General features: G+C 72.3%; 17 protein-coding genes. 7 read left to right on the top strand and 10 right to left on the bottom strand.

Going from position 1 to position 16,345, the window contains the following annotated elements; all coding sequences use genetic code 11:
* Nucleotides 1-6 precede the first annotated feature (6 nt).
* The 3 genes from ACIQMV_RS16390 to ACIQMV_RS16380 are packed head-to-tail and all read right to left on the bottom strand — an operon-like array spanning nt 7 to nt 2,632.
* Nucleotides 7-1,209, bottom strand: coding sequence for a thiolase family protein (locus ACIQMV_RS16390; RefSeq protein ID WP_402593325.1), 1,203 nt, complete (start codon nt 1,207-1,209; stop codon nt 7-9).
* A complete protein-coding gene (locus tag ACIQMV_RS16385; RefSeq protein ID WP_402593323.1) occupies nt 1,206-1,850 on the bottom strand; it encodes a CoA transferase subunit B in 645 nt (214 codons plus the stop codon). Before ACIQMV_RS16385 ends, ACIQMV_RS16390 begins: the two co-directional genes overlap by 4 nt.
* The gene (locus tag ACIQMV_RS16380) at nt 1,850-2,632 is read right to left on the bottom strand and encodes a CoA transferase subunit A (protein ID WP_402593533.1); all 783 of its coding nucleotides are present in this window, start codon (nt 2,630-2,632) and stop codon (nt 1,850-1,852) included. Before ACIQMV_RS16380 ends, ACIQMV_RS16385 begins: the two co-directional genes overlap by 1 nt.
* A 241-nt stretch (nt 2,633-2,873) precedes the next feature.
* Between ACIQMV_RS16380 and ACIQMV_RS16375 the strand changes: the two genes are divergently transcribed.
* On the top strand, nt 2,874-3,338 hold the full coding sequence (locus tag ACIQMV_RS16375) for a MarR family winged helix-turn-helix transcriptional regulator (protein ID WP_402593321.1): 465 nt from the start codon (nt 2,874-2,876) through the stop codon (nt 3,336-3,338).
* A gap of 36 nt (nt 3,339-3,374) precedes the next feature.
* On the opposite strand, the gene ACIQMV_RS16370 is transcribed toward ACIQMV_RS16375, so the two are convergent.
* Nucleotides 3,375-4,367: a DUF3048 domain-containing protein gene (locus tag ACIQMV_RS16370; RefSeq protein WP_402593319.1), complete on the bottom strand. Its 993-nt coding sequence runs from the start codon at nt 4,365-4,367 to the stop codon at nt 3,375-3,377.
* A gap of 216 nt (nt 4,368-4,583) precedes the next feature.
* On the opposite strand from ACIQMV_RS16370, the gene ACIQMV_RS16365 reads away from it, so the two are divergent.
* A complete protein-coding gene (locus ACIQMV_RS16365; RefSeq protein ID WP_402593318.1) occupies nt 4,584-5,774 on the top strand; it encodes a zinc-dependent alcohol dehydrogenase in 1,191 nt (396 codons plus the stop codon).
* 136 nt (nt 5,775-5,910) lie between these two features.
* Here the strand turns inward: ACIQMV_RS16365 and ACIQMV_RS16360 are convergent, their stop codons facing one another.
* The gene (locus tag ACIQMV_RS16360) at nt 5,911-6,981 is read right to left on the bottom strand and encodes an ATP-dependent DNA ligase (RefSeq protein WP_402593316.1); all 1,071 of its coding nucleotides are present in this window, start codon (nt 6,979-6,981) and stop codon (nt 5,911-5,913) included.
* Nucleotides 6,982-7,067: 86 nt separating this feature from the next.
* Here ACIQMV_RS16360 and ligD point away from each other — a divergent pair, with 86 nt between their 5' ends.
* Nucleotides 7,068-8,093: a non-homologous end-joining DNA ligase gene (ligD, locus tag ACIQMV_RS16355; protein ID WP_402593314.1), complete on the top strand. Its 1,026-nt coding sequence runs from the start codon at nt 7,068-7,070 to the stop codon at nt 8,091-8,093.
* A gap of 237 nt (nt 8,094-8,330) precedes the next feature.
* Complete coding sequence (locus ACIQMV_RS16350) at nt 8,331-9,407, top strand: LacI family DNA-binding transcriptional regulator (protein ID WP_402593313.1); 1,077 nt, start codon at nt 8,331-8,333, stop codon at nt 9,405-9,407.
* A 24-nt stretch (nt 9,408-9,431) separates the two neighbouring features.
* Here ACIQMV_RS16350 and ACIQMV_RS16345 read toward each other — a convergent pair whose 3' ends face one another.
* A complete protein-coding gene (locus ACIQMV_RS16345; protein ID WP_141356353.1) occupies nt 9,432-10,223 on the bottom strand; it encodes a VOC family protein in 792 nt (263 codons plus the stop codon).
* A 26-nt stretch (nt 10,224-10,249) separates the two neighbouring features.
* On the opposite strand from ACIQMV_RS16345, the gene ACIQMV_RS16340 reads away from it, so the two are divergent.
* Both ACIQMV_RS16340 and ACIQMV_RS16335 read left to right on the top strand, forming a co-directional pair.
* Entirely contained in the window at nt 10,250-10,507 is a 258-nt protein-coding gene (locus ACIQMV_RS16340) for a hypothetical protein (RefSeq protein WP_402593311.1), read from the top strand.
* A gap of 309 nt (nt 10,508-10,816) precedes the next feature.
* Nucleotides 10,817-11,083, top strand: coding sequence for a WhiB family transcriptional regulator (locus ACIQMV_RS16335; protein ID WP_402593309.1), 267 nt, complete (start codon nt 10,817-10,819; stop codon nt 11,081-11,083).
* Here the strand turns inward: ACIQMV_RS16335 and ACIQMV_RS16330 are convergent, their stop codons facing one another.
* The 3 genes from ACIQMV_RS16330 to ACIQMV_RS16320 all read right to left on the bottom strand — a co-directional run bounded on the left by ACIQMV_RS16330 (nt 11,084) and on the right by ACIQMV_RS16320 (nt 14,805).
* On the bottom strand, nt 11,084-12,058 hold the full coding sequence (locus ACIQMV_RS16330; RefSeq protein WP_402593308.1) for an acyl-ACP desaturase: 975 nt from the start codon (nt 12,056-12,058) through the stop codon (nt 11,084-11,086).
* A gap of 239 nt (nt 12,059-12,297) precedes the next feature.
* Complete coding sequence (gene ddaH / locus ACIQMV_RS16325; RefSeq protein ID WP_141356349.1) at nt 12,298-13,074, bottom strand: dimethylargininase; 777 nt, start codon at nt 13,072-13,074, stop codon at nt 12,298-12,300.
* 105 nt (nt 13,075-13,179) lie between these two features.
* Entirely contained in the window at nt 13,180-14,805 is a 1,626-nt protein-coding gene (locus tag ACIQMV_RS16320) for an ABC-F family ATP-binding cassette domain-containing protein (protein ID WP_402593306.1), read from the bottom strand.
* A gap of 310 nt (nt 14,806-15,115) precedes the next feature.
* Between ACIQMV_RS16320 and ACIQMV_RS16315 the strand changes: the two genes are divergently transcribed.
* The gene (locus ACIQMV_RS16315) at nt 15,116-15,790 is read left to right on the top strand and encodes a GPP34 family phosphoprotein (RefSeq protein WP_402593304.1); all 675 of its coding nucleotides are present in this window, start codon (nt 15,116-15,118) and stop codon (nt 15,788-15,790) included.
* A gap of 78 nt (nt 15,791-15,868) precedes the next feature.
* Here the strand turns inward: ACIQMV_RS16315 and ACIQMV_RS16310 are convergent, their stop codons facing one another.
* On the bottom strand, nt 15,869-16,285 hold the full coding sequence (locus ACIQMV_RS16310) for an SsgA family sporulation/cell division regulator (protein WP_402593302.1): 417 nt from the start codon (nt 16,283-16,285) through the stop codon (nt 15,869-15,871).
* Nucleotides 16,286-16,345: the final 60 nt, after the last annotated feature.

The following is a 16,345-nucleotide window of genomic DNA, read 5'->3' as shown; positions in this document are numbered from 1 at the left end:
GGTTTCCTAGCGTTCGAGGACGAGGGCGAGGCCCTGGCCGACGCCGATGCAGAGGGTGGCGACGCCGACTCCCCTGCCCTTGCGGGCGAGTTGGTGGGCGACGGTGCCGGCGAGACGGGCGCCGGAGGCGCCGAGCGGGTGGCCCAGGGCGATGGCCCCGCCCTGGGGGTTGAGGATGTCGGGGTCGAACTCGGGCCACTCCGCGACGCATCCGAGAACCTGGGCCGCGAACGCCTCGTTGAGTTCGAGGGTGTCGAGGTCGGCGAAGGTCCGGCCGGCCTTGGCCAGCGCGCGGTTGACGGCTTCGACGGGGGCGAGGCCGAAGTAGTGCGGGTCGGTGGCGCTCACACCGCCGGCGGAGATCCGGGCCAGGGGTTCACGGCCGGTGGCCTTCAGACCCTCCTCGTCGGTGAGCAGCAGGGCGGCGGCGCCGTCGTTCAGAGGGGAGGCGTTGCCCGCGGTCACCGTGCCGTTCTCGGTGCGGAACGACGGCTTGAGCTTGGCCATCGCCGCCAGGGACGTGTCCGGGCGTACGGACTCGTCGGCGGCGAGGACGACCGGGTCGCCCTTGCGGCGGGGGACCGGCACGGGGGCCAGCTCGGGGTCGAACAGGCCCTCGGCCTGTGCCCTGGCCGCCTTCTGGTGGGAGGCGAGCGCGAACTCGTCCTGCTGCTCTCGACTGATCTTGTGTTTCTCGGCGATGAGTTCGGCCGACTCGCCGAGCGGGACGGTCCACTGCGGTTCCATCCTGGGGTTGACCATGCGCCAGCCCAGGGTGGTCGAGTACATCTCGGCGTGTCCGGCCGGGAACGCCCGGTCCGGCTTGGGCAGTACGTAGGGGGCGCGGGTCATGGACTCCACACCGCCGGCCACGGCGACGGAGGCGTCGCCCAGCGCGATGGCGCGGGCGGCCTGGATCACCGCCTCCAGGCCGGAGGCGCACAGCCGGTTCACGGTCACGCCGGGCACGGAGGTCGGCAGCCCGGCCAGCAGGCCGGCCATACGGGCGACGTTGCGGTTCTCCTCGCCCGCGCCGTTGGCGTTGCCGAAGTAGACGTCGTCGATCCGGACCGGGTCCAGGCCGGGAGTACGAGCCATGAGTTCACGGATCGCGTGGGCGGCGAGGTCGTCCGGGCGGACGCTCGCCAGGGCCCCGTTGTAGCGGCCGATCGGGGTGCGTACCGCGTCGACGAGGTAGACGGTCTTCACAGCAGGTCCTTTGCGACGGTCAGCTTGGCGTCGGTCCGGGCGACGACCTCGTCGACGTCGACGCCGGGGGCGGTCTCGACCAGGACGAGTCCGTCGTCGGTGACGTCCAGGACGGCGAGGTCGGTGATGATCCGGTTGACGCACGCCTTGCCGGTCAGGGGCAGCGCGCAGTGTTCGAGGATCTTCGGGGAGCCGTCCTTGGCGGTGTGGGTCATCACCACGATGACCGTGCGGGCGCCGTGGACGAGGTCCATCGCCCCGCCGATCCCGGTGATCATCTTGCCCGGGATGGCCCAGTTGGCCAGGTCACCGCCGGCGGAGACCTGCATGGCGCCCAGCACGGCGACGTCGATGTGCCCGCCGCGGATCATCGAGAACGACAGCGCCGAGTCGAAGAACGAGGCGCCGGGCAGGACCGTGACGGTCTCCTTGCCCGCGTTGATCAGGTCGGGGTCGACCTGGTCCTCGGTGGGGTAGGGGCCGGTGCCCAGGATGCCGTTCTCCGACTCCAGGATCACCTCCACGCCGTCGGGCAGGTAGTTCGGGATCAGCGTGGGCAGACCGATGCCCAGGTTGACGTACTGGCCGTCCCGCAGTTCCCCCGCGGCACGGGCGGCCATCTCCTCACGGCTCCAGGCCATCAGCTGCTCACCGTTCCTCGGGCCGAAGGCGCCGAAATCGTGCGCTGTTCGATCTTCTTGTCCGCCGCCTGCTCCTCGGTCAGCGCCACCACGCGCTGGACGAAGATGCCCGGCAGGTGCACCGCGTCCGGATCGATCTCACCCGGCTCGACGAGTTCCTCGACCTCCGCGACGGTCACCCGGCCCGCCATGGCGGCCAGCGGGTTGAAGTTCCGGGAGGACTTGTTGAACACCAGGTTCCCGTGCCGGTCGCCCTTCGCCGCACGCACCAGCGCGAAGTCGGTACGGATCCCGCGTTCCAGCACGTACTGGGTGCCGTCGAACTCGCGGACCTCCTTCGGCGGCGACGCCAGGGCCACGCCGCCCTCGCCGTCGTACCGCCACGGCAGACCCCCCTCCGCGACCTGGGTGCCCACACCCGCCGGGGTGTAGAAGGCGGGGATCCCGGCCCCGCCGGCCCGCAGCCGCTCGGCCAGCGTGCCCTGCGGGATCATCTCCACCTCCAGCTCACCGGCCAGATACTGCCGCGCGAACTCCTTGTTGGCACCGATGTAGGAGCCCGTCACCCGCGCGATCCGTCCCGCCGCCAGCAGGACCGCCAGACCCGACTCCATCGCACCGCAGTTGTTCGACACCACCGACAGCCCGCCCACCCCGCGCTCGTACAGCGCCTGGATGAGCACGTTCGGCACACCGCTCAGCCCGAAACCGCCCACCGCGAGCGACGCGCCGTCCGATACGTCGGCCACCGCCTCCACGGCTGTGGCGACCACCTTGTCCATCGAATCAAGCCTCATCTCTGCCGAGCATCCAGCAACCGCAAATAGTCAGGGCACTGACTATTTTGTGGGTCCCCTCACGCTGCCACTCGGGGCGTGCGCAGTCAATACCGTTCTGACCAGGATGAGCAGGATGGTCGAGGTGTCGGAGAACCCGTGGTGGACGGGTGGCCCGTCGGCGGTATCGTTCAGTGCACCTACAGAAGGCCACAGACGGCACGACGGACCGACGCGAGGAGCGCACATGGGCGCGGTGGACCTCTCGACCCACCCCGGGCATCTGGCCCGGCGGCTGCAGCAGGCGCACTACCTGCTGTGGAACACGATGGTCTCCGAGGAGATCACCTCGCCGCAGTTCGCGGTCCTGAACGTGCTCGTCGCCGAGCCGGGGCTCGACCAGCGCACGGTGGGGGAGCGGGTGGGTCTCGACCGGTCCACCATCGCCGAGGTGATCAGCCGCCTCGGCCGCCGCGGGCTGCTCGACAAGGTGCGTGACCCGCAGGACGGCCGCCGCTTCCTGCTGCGCCTGACCGGGGAGGGGGAGCGCACCCACCGGAAGCTCACCGTGCGGACGGCCCGGATGAACCAGGTCTTCCTGGGGCCGCTCAGCGCCGACGAGCAGGCCCTCTTCTTCGACCTCATCCGGCGGGTCGCGGACGCGGCCGAGGGACTGCGCCATCCGGCGGAACCGCTCGCCGCGCGGCCCTGACCGCGTCCGCCGCCGTCGCCGCTCACCGCCCGCACGTCACCGGGCCGGGGTGAAGACCACCCAGACCTGGCCCCGGTCGAAGTTCACGTCCGTGCCGTCGGCGGCCGTGAACCGCGTGCCGCCGGCCGCGCTCGGGCGCTTCCAGGTGGCGTCGTACACCCGCCCGTCGCGCAGCACCTCGGCCTTCCCCGAACCGACGGTCTCGGTGTACGGGGTGTAGTTGCCGAGCACGTCGTGCAGATCCGACGTGCGCACCTTCACGTGCTGCACCACGACCGTCGCGGGCACCACCTGCCGCCCGTCGGTCGTGACGGTCCGGCGGCCGTCCATCGCCACCTTCCAGCCGTGCCGCCCCGCGGACCAGGTGAAGGTGAAGCGGGCCGCCGGGTAGCGGACCGTGCGCGAGGTCTCGGCGCGGCCGCCCGCGGGTGCCGGGCCGTAGTGGAAGCCGGTGGTCAGCGCGTCCGCTCCCGGAGTCGAGCCGAGGAGCTTGTCGGGGCGCAGGTAGAGGTTGTGCGGGGCCGGTTTGGCGGTGCCCCGGAAGTACGCGTCGGGCTTGTTGTCGGGTGTTCCGGGGGTCAGCGGGGCGGCCTTGATCAGCGGCAGGAGTTTCTTCTGGGCGCCGGAGAAGGCGAGCGTGGGACGGTCGAACTGGCGCAGCAGTTCGAGGTCGGACTCGCGCGCGCTGCGCACCGGCCCGACGACCGGGGGCAGCCGGGTGGCGTAGACCGCCATCAGCCGGCTCAGCCCGCCCTCGACCTGCTCCGCGTACACGATGTCGGCGGCGTCCAGACCGGTCTGGGGGCGGGCCGCTCCCACGTTGTCGATCTTGACGGCGAGGACGGGGCCCGCGTGCTCCGGACTCGGTGCCGGGGTCTGCGGCAGCTCCTGCACCGGCCTGGGGGTGTCTCCCTTTCCGTCGTGCCCGTCGTCGACGGTGCCGTGCCGCGCCGTGCAGCCCGCCGCCAGGGTGGCCGTCGCCAGGGCGGCCAGCAGCGCCACCGCAGAGGCGGCGCACCGCACGCGCACGCTTCGTCCCAAGTCCACCGTTCAGCCCCCGTCTCCGTACCTCTGTCTTCTGACTGTGTGTTTATCCGCTCATCGGTGGCCATACCCGCCCGGTTCTGATCGAGCGGGACCAGGCCGCCGATCGGCCCAATGAGCCGGCCGGCGGTTCGGCGGGGTGGGCCCCGGGTACCCGGGCGCGGCACAGGAGAGGCAGAACGACGGAGGGAGCGCGCCGCGATGAAGGCAGTGACGTGGCAGGGCAAGCGCGACGTTCGGGTGGACGAGGTCCCCGACCCGAAGATCCAGGAGCCGACGGACGCCGTCGTCCGGATCACCTCGACCGGCCTGTGCGGCTCCGATCTGCACCTCTACGAGGTGCTCACGCCGTTCATGACACCGGGCGACATCCTCGGCCACGAGCCCATGGGCATCGTGGAGGAGGTCGGCGCCGGGGTGCCGAACCTGAAGCCCGGCGACCGGGTGGTCGTGCCGTTCCAGATCTCCTGCGGCCACTGCTTCATGTGCTCCGCGGGCCTGACGACCCAGTGCGAGACCACCCAGGTCACCAGCGAGGGCATGGGCGCCGCCCTGTTCGGCTACACCCGCCTGTACGGCGCGGTGCCGGGCGCCCAGGCCGAGTACCTGCGCGTCCCGCAGGCCCAGTTCGGACCGATCAAGCTCCCCGAGGGCCCGCCCGACGACCGGTTCCTCTACCTCTCGGACGTGCTGCCGACCGCCTGGCAGGCGGTCGCCTACGCCGACGTGCCGCGCGGCGGGAGCGTGGCCGTACTCGGTCTCGGCCCCATCGGCGACATGGCGTGCCGGATCGCCAAGGCACGCGGCGCCGAGCGGGTGTTCGGCGTGGACCTGGTCCCGGAACGGCTGGTCAGGGCGCGCCGGCGCGGCGTGGAGACGTACGACCTGCGCGGCTTCGACCACGAGAAGGAACTGGTCGCGGCGATCCGCGACGAGACGGAGGGACGCGGGCCCGACGCCGTGATCGACGCGGTCGGTACCGAGGCGCACGGCAGCGCGGCCGCCCGTCTCGTCCAGCAGGCCACGACGGTGCTGCCGCACGCGCTGGGCGGACCGCTCGCGGAACGCTTCAGCGTGGACCGGCTCGCCGCCCTGCACGCCGCCATCGAACTGGTGCGCCGCGGCGGCACACTCTCCCTGAGCGGCGTCTACGGCGGCACGGCCGACCCCATGCCGATGATCACGCTCTTCGACAAGCAGATCCAGATGCGCATGGGCCAGGCCAACGTCCGCCGCTGGACCGACGAGATCATGCCCTACCTGACGGACGAGGACCCGCTCGGCGTCGACGACTTCGCCACGCACCGGCTGCCGCTGTCGGACGCCCCGCACGCGTACGAGATGTTCCAGCGCAAGCAGGAAGGGGCCGTCAAGGTCGTCATGCGGCCGTGAGTCCGTCAAGGTCGTGGTGCGGCCGTGAGTCCGTCAAGGTCGTCATGCGGCCGTGAGTCCGTCAAGGTCGCCGTGCGGCCGAGAGCGCGGGCGGCCCGCGCACGGACCGCCGCGCACGGGCTCGGGGCCGGCGGGCTCAGGGGCGGGAGCCGAAGACCTCCGCCAGGTCGTAGCGGACCGGCTCCTCCAACTGGGCGTAGGTGCAGCTCTCCGGCGCGCGGTCCGGGCGCCAGCGGCGGAAGCGGGCCGTGTGCCGGAACCGCGCCCCGTTCTCCATGTGGTCGTAGGCCACCTCGGCCACCCGCTCCGGCCGCAGCGGCACCCAGGACAGGTCCTTCTTCCCCGACCAGCGGCTGGGCGCGCCGGGCAGCCGGGCCGCCTCGTGGGCCGTCTCGTCCGACCAGGCCGCCCACGGGTGCCCGGCGACGTCGTCCATCCGCTGCGGCTCCAGCTCCTCGATCAGCTCGGCGCGCCGCTTCATCGGGAACGCGGCGGACACGCCCACGTGTTGCAGGGTGCCCCGGTCGTCGTACAGGCCGAGCAGCAGCGAGCCGACGACGGGGCCGCTCTTGTGGTGGCGGTACCCGGCGACCACCACGTCCGCCGTGCGCTCGTGCTTGACCTTGAACATGGCCCGCTCGTCCTGGAGATAGCGCAGCCCCGGCGGCTTGGCGACGACACCGTCCAGGCCGGCCCCCTCGTACTGCTCGAACCAGCGCCGGGCCACCTCGATGTCGGTCGTGGCGGGTGCCACGTGCACCGGGGCGGTGACCCCCGCCAGCGCCCGGACCAGCAACGCGCGGCGGTCGGACAGCGGCACGTCCAGCAGGGACTCGCCGTCCAGGGCGAGCAGGTCGAAGGCCACGAAGGAGGACGGGGTCCGCTCGGCCAGCATCCGCACCCTGGAGTCGGCCGGGTGGATCCGCTCGGTCAGCGCGTCGAAGTCCAGCCGGCCCTCCCGCGCGATCACGATCTCCCCGTCCAGCACGCACCGCTCGGGCAGCCGTTCCTTCAGCGCCTCCACCAGCTCGGGAAAGTACCTGGTCAGCGGCTTTCCCGTACGGCTGCCGAGCTCGACCTCGGCGCCGTCGCGGAACACGATCGCCCGGAACCCGTCCCACTTCGCCTCGTACTGCATGTCCGGCGGGATCCTCGCCACCGACTTGGCGAGCATGGGCTTCACGGGGGGCATCACCGGCAGGTCCATGCCTAGATTCTGCGCTCGATTCCGCGCGCCCGCGCGCGTGCTCGCCCGGTGTGCGAGGTCCGCGCGCTGCCCCTACCGTGGCTCGCATGGGCGATGCGGTGGAGCTGGAGGTGGGCGGGCGGACCGTACGGCTGTCCAGCCCGGGCAAGGTGTTCTTTCCCGAGCGGGGGTTCACCAAGCTGGACATCGCCCGGTACTACCAGGCCGTCGCCCCCGGCATCCTGCGCGCCCTGCGCGACCGCCCCACCACCCTGGAGCGCTACCCGGACGGCATCACCGGCGAGTGGTTCTTCCAGAAGCGGGCGCCCAAGGGCATGCCCGCGTGGATCCCCACCGCCCACATCACCTTCCCCAGCGGCCGCAGCGCCGACGAGATGTGCCCCACCGAGGAGGCCGCCGTGGTGTGGGCCGCCCAGTACGGCACGCTCACCTTCCACCCCTGGCCGGTACGCCGGGACGACGTCGACCACCCCGACGAACTGCGCATCGACCTCGACCCCCAGCCCGGCACCGACTTCGCCGACGCCGTGCGCGCCGCCCACGAACTGCGTTCCGTGCTGGAGGAGTTCGGGGGCCTGCGCGGCTGGCCCAAGACCTCCGGCGGCCGCGGGCTGCACGTGTTCGTGCCGATCCAGCCGCGCTGGACCTTCACGCAGGTACGGCGTGCCGCGATCGCCGTGGGCCGGGAGATGGAACGCCGGATGCCCGAGCACGTGACGATCAAGTGGTGGAAGGAGGAGCGCGGCGCCCGCATCTTCCTGGACTACAACCAGACGGCCCGCGACCGCACCATCGCCTCCGCCTACTCCGTGCGCCCCCGCCCCCACGCCCCCGTCTCGGCGCCCCTGCGCTGGGAGGAGGTCGACGCCGTCCGGCCCCAGGACTTCGACGTGGCCACCATGCCGTCCCGGTTCGCCGAAGTCGGCGACGTGCACGCCGACATGGACGACCACGCCTTCTCCCTGGAAGCGCTGCTGGAACTCGCCGCCCAGGACGAACGCGACCACGGCCTCGGCGATCTGCCCTACCCGCCCGAGTACCCGAAGATGCCGGGCGAGCCGAAGCGCGTCCAGCCGAGCCGGGCGAAGAAGGAGGGCCCGGCCACCGGCTGAGTCCGCCGGCCGAGTGCGCGGGCCGAGTGCGCGGGCCGAGTGGGCGGGCCGAGTGCGCGGGCCGAGTGGGCGGGCCGAGTGCGCGGGCCGAGTGGGCGGGCTGAGTGCGCGGGCTGAGTGCGCGGGCTGAGTGCACGGACACTCCTGGTGGGAGGCGGGGTTCGGGTCGAGAGCGCTCTCACGGCGGGGTCCGGGCGCGGCTATCCTGATCCGCAACCGCCGGTGAGGAGCGCAGAAGTGACCAAGACAGCGTCGCGTCCCACGTTGGAGGCCGTGGCCGCGCGGGCGGGGGTGTCGCGGGCCACCGTGTCCCGGGTGGTGAACGGCGGCGACGGGGTGAGGGAGCCGCTGGCCGAGCGCGTGCGGCGGGCCGTGGAGGAACTCGGGTACGTGCCGAACCAGGCCGCCCGCAGCCTGGTGACCAAGCGCCACGACGCCGTCGCCGTCGTCGTCGCCGAACCGGAGACCAGGGTCTTCGCCGACCCCTTCTTCGCGCTGCAGCTGCGGGGCATCAGCAAGGAGCTGACGGCCCACGACTCGCAGCTCGTCCTGCTGCTGACGGAGGGGCGCGACGACCACGCCAGGGTCGGGCGCTACCTCGCCGGCGGTCACGTCGACGGCGCGCTCGTGTTCTCGCTGCACCTCGACGACCCGCTGCCGGGGCTGATCCGGCGCGCCGGGGTGCCGACCGTGTTCGGCGGGCGGCCCGGCTGGAGCGACGACACCGGCCCCGGCGCCGCGGACTCCGCGTGGACGGCCGGGAACCCCGCGGTCGTCTACGTCGACAGCGACAACCGGGGCGGGGCGCGGGAGGCCGTACGGCATCTGGTCGGCCTCGGCCGGACCAGGATCGGGCACATCACCGGCGCCCTCGACCAGACCTCGGCGGTGGACCGGCTCGACGGATTCCGGGACGTGATGGTCGACGCCGACCCCCGGCTGATCGTGGAGAGCGACTTCACCCCGGCCGGCGGCGAGCGCGCCATGCGCGAACTCCTCGACCGCTGCCCCGACCTGGACGCGGTGTTCGCCGCGAACGACCTCACGGCCTCCGGTGCCCTGCGCGTGCTGCGCGAGCGCGGGCTGCGGGTCCCCGACGACGTCGCCGTGGTCGGCTTCGACGACATGCTGCCCGTGGCCGAGCAGACCGAGCCGCCGCTGACGACCGTGCGTCAGGACATCGAGGAGATGGGCCGGCTGATGGCCCGCCTCCTGCTGCGCGGCCTCGACGGACAGGGCGCCGAGGCCGGGGTGGGCGGCACGCCGCGCAGCGTCATCCTGCCGACGACACTCGTACGGCGCGCGTCCGCGTGAGCCCCGCCGGGCCGCCGGGGCGGCTCACGTCTGCGGCGGGGTGCTCCTGATCACCGCGAAGCGGGCGCCGTAGGGGTCGGCGAGCCTGGCGATACGGCCGACGCCCGTCACGTCAGTGGCGGGCACCCGGACCGTGCCGCCCAGCTCCTCGGCCCTGGCCACCGTCGCGTCCGTGTCCGGGACCTCGAAGTACGGCAGCCAGTACGCGCCCGTCTTCGCCTCGGTAGGGTCGTCGGCGAGGGCCACGATGCCGCCGAACATGGCGTCCTCGCCGCCCTCGGCGGGGTTCACACACGTGTAGGTGCCGCCGGGGAAGGGCACCGCGGAGGTCTCCAGACCCAGCACCTTGTGGTAGAACGCGGCCGCCGCGGCGATGTCCGCCGTGTACAGCTCGACCCAGCACAGCGAGCCCGCCTCGCCGGCCATGTCCACGCCCTTGATCCGCCCCGGCTGCCAGAGGCCGAACGGCACGCCCGCCTTGTCGGCGAGGACCGCCATGTGCCCCTCGCCCATCACATCCATGGGCTGGACCAGCACGGTGCCGTGCGCCTCCTCGGCGGCCTTGGCGGTCGCCGCCGCGTCGGCGCTCTGGAAGTACACGGTCCAGGAGGGCGGCCCCTGCTCCGGCGTGGTCTGCATCCCGCCGGCCACCGTCCTGCCGCCGAGCTGGAAGAAGCCGTAGCCACCGGCCTGCGGCCCGGCCGACTGGAACCGCCAGCCGAAGAGAGCGCCGTAGAAGGAGCCGGCGCCGTCGATGTCGGGGGTGCCGACGTCGATCCAGTTCGGAGCGCCGTTGACGAAACGGGTGGTGAGCATCCATGCCCTCCTTCGAAGGTGCCCGGTTGTCTGCACTGCCGAGTCTGTCACCGCCCACCGACAACCGCCGCCGCAACACGACGCCCCCGGCGCCGCCGCCCTGGTCATGCTGCTCGACCACCCGCCGCGGTCGCTCCGCTGACGGCGGTCACTTGGTCGCGCTGGCCGGCCCGGTGGCGGCGTTCACCCGGGCCGCGGCGGTGGACTCGCTGGCGGTGGTCGCCCGGCAGCGGCGGTCGCCCTCCGCCGAGACGTTCACCCGCCGGCTGCGGTCGTGCTGCTGACGGCGCTCACCCGGCCTCGGTGGCCGGCCCCGTTGGTGGCGTTCACTCGGCCGCTGCCGTCACCCCGATGACGGCGGTCACCTGGCCGCGGTGGTCGGTCCGCCGCGGTCGTCGCCCGGCAGCGGTGGTTGGCACGGTGGTCGTTGTTTCCGTCACGCGGGGAGGCGCCTCGTGCTTTTCGGGGCCATCCGCGCGCCGCCGTGCGGTGCGGGTGGTCGTGAGGCCATCATCGGGGCGGCGAGTGGCCGTGGGGGGCGCGTTGAGTCGGTGTTGATCGAATGTTTCGCGTCGACCGGCACGATCCCGTTCATGCACTTCGAGACGACCACCCCGGCCGGCATCGCCTGGCAGGACCGGGCCCTGTGCGCGCAGACCGGGGCCGACTTCTTCTTTCCCGAGCCGGGCAGCTCGGTGCGTGAGGCGAAGCGCATCTGCGGGATGTGCGAGATGCGCTCGGCCTGCCTGGAGTACGCCCTCGCGAACGACGAACGCTTCGGCGTCTGGGGCGGCCTCTCCGAGAAGGAACGGCAGGCCCTCGGGCGGACCGGGCGGTCCGCCCCGTGCGCGAGCGGCTGATCAGGCGCCGGCCCGCGCCGCCATCCGCGCCTTGCGCGCCGCGAGCCGCTCGTCGAACTTCGCCGCCTCCGCGTCCAGCCCGCCCATGAACAGGCCCAGCTCCTCCTGCGCCTGCGAGCCCTCGGGGCCGAGGCCGTCGATCTCCATGATCTTCAGGAAACGCAGCACCGGCTGGAGCACGTCGTCGTGGTGGATGCGCAGGTTGTAGACCTCGCCGATGGCCATCTGCGCCGCCGCCCGCTCGAAGCCGGGGATGCCGTGGCCGGGCATGCGGAAGTTGACCACCACGTCCCGTACCGCCTGCATGGTCAGGTCGGGCGCGATCTCGAAGGCCGCCTTGAGCAGGTTGCGGTAGAAGACCATGTGCAGGTTCTCGTCCGTCGCGATGCGCGTCAGCATGCGGTCGCAGACCGGATCGCCGGACTGGTGCCCGGTGTTGCGGTGCGAGATGCGCGTGGCGAGCTCCTGGAAGGCGACGTACGCGACCGAGTGCAGCATCGAGTGCCGGTTGTCCGACTCGAAGCCCTCGCTCATGTGCGCCATCCGGAACTGCTCCAGCTTGTCCGGGTCGACCGCGCGCGAGGCGAGCAGGTAGTCGCGCATCACGATGCCGTGCCGGCCCTCCTCGGCCGTCCAGCGGTGCACCCACGTGCCCCAGGCGCCGTCCCGGCCGAACAGGGTGGCGATCTCGTGGTGGTAGCTCGGGAGGTTGTCCTCGGTCAGCAGGTTGACCACCAGGGCGATCCGGCCGACATCCGTGACCTTGGACTGCTCCTTGTCCCAGGCCTCGCCGTCCTCGAAGAGACCGGGGAAGTTGCGGCCGTCGCTCCAGGGCACGTACTCGTGCGGCATCCAGTCCTTGGCGACCGTCAGATGCCGGTTCAGCTCCTTCTCGACCACTTCCTCCAGCGCGTACAGCAGCCGCGCGTCGGTCCACGTGGACGGGCTGCCGAGGTGAGGGGAGGTGAGGGTCACGGAAACTCCAGGGGGACGCGCGGGGAAGCGGGGGCGGGCAGGGCCGAACGGAACGAGCCCGGCGAGCGGTGCACGGGAACCTACGGGATCGTAGGCTACGAATCCGTAGGTTACGAATCCGTAGGTTAAGTTCGTCGTAAAGGTGGCTGATCAGAAGGGTGCCGCAAAGGAGTTGACGGACGCCCAGAGGCGTCCCAGGATCGCAGGTCCAGGGGCTGGACGAGACGCCGCCCGCCTCGTCAGGCGTACAACTCCCGCAGTCGCACCGAGAGGCACGTCACACAGCCTTCGAGCTTCTCGAACTCGCCGATGTCCACCACCACCGGCTCGAAGCCGAGGTCGCCCAGCAGTTCCGCCGTCTTCGGCGCGCTCGCCGCCATCAGCAGCCTGTCGCCGCCGAGCAGCACCACATGGCTGCCGGACTCCTCCGGCACCGGCAGGAAACGCGGGTACAGCGACGGCGTGTCCACCTTCGGGATGTGCCCGATGACCGTCCCGTCGGGCAGCGCCGTCACCGCCGACTTCAGATGCAGCACCTTGCTCACCGGTACGGTCACGACCCGCGCCCCGAGCGGCTCGAACACGGCCCGCAGCTGCTGCACGCCGACCGCGTTGGTGCGCCCGCCACGGCCGACGTAGACCGTGTCCCCGACCTTGAGCACGTCCCCGCCGTCCAGCGTGCCCGGCTCCCAGACCCAGTTCACCGAGCAGCCCAGACGGGCCACGGCCTGCTCCACCCCGGCGGTCTCGCCACGCCGGGACGGGGCGCCCGGACGGGTGATCAGGGCGACGTTCCGGTAGACGACGACGGTGTCCTCCACGAACACCGCGTCGGGGCAGTCGTCGGCCGGTTCGACCTCGACCGTCTCCCAGCCGTGGCCGCGCAGCGCCTCGACGTACGTCTCCCACTGCCGCACCGCCAGTTCGACGTCGACCTCCTCCCGCTCGACATGCGTCACCAGCCCTTCGGCGAGCCGCGGACCGGGGTGGCGGACGAGGGCCTTCTTGCTGGGCACGAGGCGCCTTTCGTGTCTACGCGTGGGCGTTTCCCGGTGCGGCCGTGACCGCACCGGGCCGCCATCATGCGACAAGCGTCGGCCCCGACAAAAGCCCGCCGGGCCCTATGCGGGACCCACGACGGATTCCCAGGTGGTCTCCCGCAGTTCTCCTTCCTCCAGCAGGAGCCAGCGGGTGATGCCGAGGGACTCCAGGAACGGCAGGTCGTGGCTGGCCACGATCAGGGCACCCTCGTAGGACTCCAGGGCCGTCGTCAGCCGGTGCACGCTCGCCATGTCCAGGTTGTTGGTCGGCTCGTCGAGCATCAGCAACTGCGGCGCGGGCTCCGCCAGCAGCAGCGCGGCCAGCGCGGCCCGGAAGCGTTCGCCGCCGGACAGCGTCGCCGCAAGCTGGTCGGCGCGGGCGCCCCGGAACAGGAAGCGGGCCAGCCGGGCCCGGATCCGGTTGTTGGTGGCGCCCGGCGCGAGACGGGCCACGTTCTCGGCCACACTCAGTTCGCCGTCGAGGATGTCCAGCCGCTGCGGCAGGAACCGGGCCGGCACATGAGCGGTCACCTCGCCCGACAGCGGCGGCAGCTCCCCGGCGACGGTGCGCAGCAGCGTCGTCTTGCCCGCCCCGTTGCGCCCGATCAGCGCGACCCGCTCGGGACCGCGCAGGTCGAGACCTCCGTCCACGCGCGCGCCGTACGCCAGTTCCAGATCCCGCAGGGTGAGCACGGTACGGCCCGGCGGTACGGCCGTGTGCGGCAGGTCGACGCGGATCTCGTCGTCGTCCCGCACCGCATCCACCGCCTCGTCGAGCCGTTCCCTGGCCTCGGCGAGCCGCTCCTCGTGCATGATGCGGTGCTTGCCCGCGGACTCCTGCGCCGCGCGCTTGCGAGCACCCATGACGATCTTCGGCTCGCGCTTCTGGTCCCACATCTTCTGGCCGTACCGCTTGCGCCGGGCCAGCTTGACCTGGGCGTCGGCCAGTTCCCGCTGCTGCTTGCGCAGGTCGGCCTCGGCGACGCGCACCATGCGCTCGGCCGCCTCCTGCTCCAGGGCGAGAGCCTCCTCGTACGCCGAGAAGTTCCCGCCGTACCAGGTGACCCGGCCGGAGCCGAGGTCGGCGATCTGGTCGACCAGTTCCAGGAGTTCGCGGTCGTGGCTGACCACGACCAGCACGCCCGGCCAGGACTCGACGGCCGCGTACAGCCGGCGGCGCGCGTACAGGTCGAGGTTGTTGGTCGGCTCGTCCAGCAGCAGCACGTCCGGCCGGCGCAGCAGCAGCGCGGCCAGCCGCAGCAGCACCGACTCGCCGCCCGAGACCTCGCCGATGGTGCGGTCCAGGTCGATGCGGCCGAGCCCGAGCTCGCCGAGGGTCGCGAGGGCGCGTTCCTCCACGCCCCAGTCGTCGCCGACCGTCTCGAAGTGCTCCTCGGAGACGTCTCCGGCCTCGATGGCGTGCAGCGCGGCCCGCTGCGCGGCGATGCCGAGCGCCTCGTCGACCCGCAGCGCGGTGTCGAGCGTGACGTTCTGCGGAAGGTGTCCCACCTCGCCGGCGACGCGGACGGCACCGTCGGCCGGCCCGAGCTCGCCGGCGATCAGCTTCAACAGGGTGGACTTTCCCGAGCCGTTGACGCCGACCAGGCCCGTCCTGCCGGGTCCGAAGGTGATGTCGAGGCCGGTGAAGACGGGGCTGCCGTCGGACCAGGCGAAGGAGAGGGAGGTACAGGTGATGGATGAGGACATGGACGCCTCGCGATTGCTGGGTGCGGTCAGGGACAGACGCGTGTGAGACACCGCAGGGCGAGGTCACCGTGTGGAACGGGGGGCACGGGGCATGAGAAGAGCCCTGGGCCGGATTTCCTTGGGGACGGCTCGGACGCCGAGGTCGCGCGCCACGTACACACCTGACCGGTGCGACGCGGTGCCTCAGGACCTCAGACGAGCAACGTCCTTCTCCAATCGACGGCAACAGGACCGCTGCAAACGGTAGGAGGGGCCGGGACACCTGTCAACGAAATAATGGGTGGGCCCGAGCCCCCGGAAGGAGGCCCCCGTGCCCGACGGTTCGCTCTCGCTGCCCGCCCGGCTCTACCTGCTGGCCTGGGACACCAAGCGGCTGAGGATCACCGGCACCGCCCAACTGCACCTCCTGGTCCGGGCCGGCGCCCTGACCGAGCTGGCCCAGCGCGGGCTGCTCGTCGACGACGACGGTGTCGCCGTACCCGCCGGCCTGGACGCCGACACCGGGGACCCGGTGCTCGACGGGCTGCTCGAACTCGTCCGGGAGTCCCGGCCCCGCCGCTGGAAGGCCTGGGTGACACTGCACGCCCGGACCACCCTCGACGCCGTGCGGGAGCAGCTGACCGCCGAAGGGTTCCTGCGCGCCGAGCGGCGCCGGGTCCTCGGTGTTCTCCCGTCCGTGGACCACGCCCTGGAGCGCGTCGCCGTCGTGGACGCGCTGCGGGAGGAGGCACGCCGGGTGCTGGAGGGCCCGCTGCCGGCCGCGGAGGTCTCCGAACGCGACGCGGCCGTCGTCGCCCTCGCGGCCGCCGCCGAACTGCGCACCCTGGTGCCCGCCAAGGACCGTAAGGGCCACCGGCAGCGCATCGAGGAGCTGACCGAGCGCAGCGGAGCCGCGGCCCCCGCGCTGCGCCGGGTGATGCGCGAGGTGAGCGCGGCCGTGGTCATGGCGACCACCGCGGCCTCCGCCGCCGCGGCGAGCGGCTGACCGGGACCGTCCGGGTCCCGGGCCGTCGTCCTCGGGCGCCCCGTCCCCGCGGTGTTGGCCCGGGACCGGGTGGAGCCGTCAGCAGGCGTCCCGCATCAGCTCCGCCAGACCGTGGTCCAGGTCGCACTGGAGGTGTTCCAGGCCGAGCGGCACCAGCTCGCTCGTGGCCTCCAGGAAGCGCCGTATCTCACCGCTGTGGACGTGCACCACCGCCGTGCCCTCGGGGGCGTGGAACTCCAGCACGGTGCGGTCGAACCCGTACGGCCGCACCCGTACGTCGCCGTCGCCCTCGGGCTCCCGCAGACCGGCCGCCAGCAGATCACGGGCGAAGAGCCAGCAGACGTCCACGCCTTCGAGGGTGGCCGGGGCCGGGAAGGTCATACGGACGGCGAACGGGTCCCGCCGGTCGTAGTGCAGCGTGGCGGGAATGCTGGGCATCCGTGGCGTGGCGGAGACCAGGCGCGCCTCCACGAACTGCTCGATGTCGGTGGACATGGCCTTGCTCCCTTGTGACGGCTGGACGAACCTCCGGGCGGATGAGGCCGGGCACTGGAA

Origin of the sequence: Streptomyces sp. NPDC091412 (assembly GCF_044756885.1) — a bacterium.
In the GTDB taxonomy this organism is placed as follows: Bacteria; Actinomycetota; Actinomycetes; order Streptomycetales; family Streptomycetaceae; genus Streptomyces.
Note: the sequence above shows the minus strand (reverse complement) of the source record. Positions and strands in the feature narration are given on the sequence as shown.

What these genes read in the sequence shown, in the direction of transcription:
- ACIQMV_RS16375 (WP_402593321.1), top strand. Translation starts at nt 2,874, where the DNA reads ATGGGCGCGGTGGACCTCTCGACCCACCCCGGGCATCTGGCCCGGCGG.
- ACIQMV_RS16360 (WP_402593316.1), bottom strand. Translation starts at nt 6,981, where the DNA reads ATGGACCTGCCGGTGATGCCCCCCGTGAAGCCCATGCTCGCCAAGTCG.
- ligD (WP_402593314.1), top strand. Translation starts at nt 7,068, where the DNA reads ATGGGCGATGCGGTGGAGCTGGAGGTGGGCGGGCGGACCGTACGGCTG.
- ACIQMV_RS16385 (WP_402593323.1), bottom strand. Translation starts at nt 1,850, where the DNA reads ATGGCCTGGAGCCGTGAGGAGATGGCCGCCCGTGCCGCGGGGGAACTG.
- ACIQMV_RS16365 (WP_402593318.1), top strand. Translation starts at nt 4,584, where the DNA reads ATGAAGGCAGTGACGTGGCAGGGCAAGCGCGACGTTCGGGTGGACGAG.
- ACIQMV_RS16335 (WP_402593309.1), top strand. Translation starts at nt 10,817, where the DNA reads ATGCACTTCGAGACGACCACCCCGGCCGGCATCGCCTGGCAGGACCGG.
- ACIQMV_RS16320 (WP_402593306.1), bottom strand. Translation starts at nt 14,805, where the DNA reads ATGTCCTCATCCATCACCTGTACCTCCCTCTCCTTCGCCTGGTCCGAC.
- ACIQMV_RS16310 (WP_402593302.1), bottom strand. Translation starts at nt 16,285, where the DNA reads ATGTCCACCGACATCGAGCAGTTCGTGGAGGCGCGCCTGGTCTCCGCC.
- ACIQMV_RS16345 (WP_141356353.1), bottom strand. Translation starts at nt 10,223, where the DNA reads ATGCTCACCACCCGTTTCGTCAACGGCGCTCCGAACTGGATCGACGTC.
- ACIQMV_RS16380 (WP_402593533.1), bottom strand. Translation starts at nt 2,632, where the DNA reads ATGGACAAGGTGGTCGCCACAGCCGTGGAGGCGGTGGCCGACGTATCG.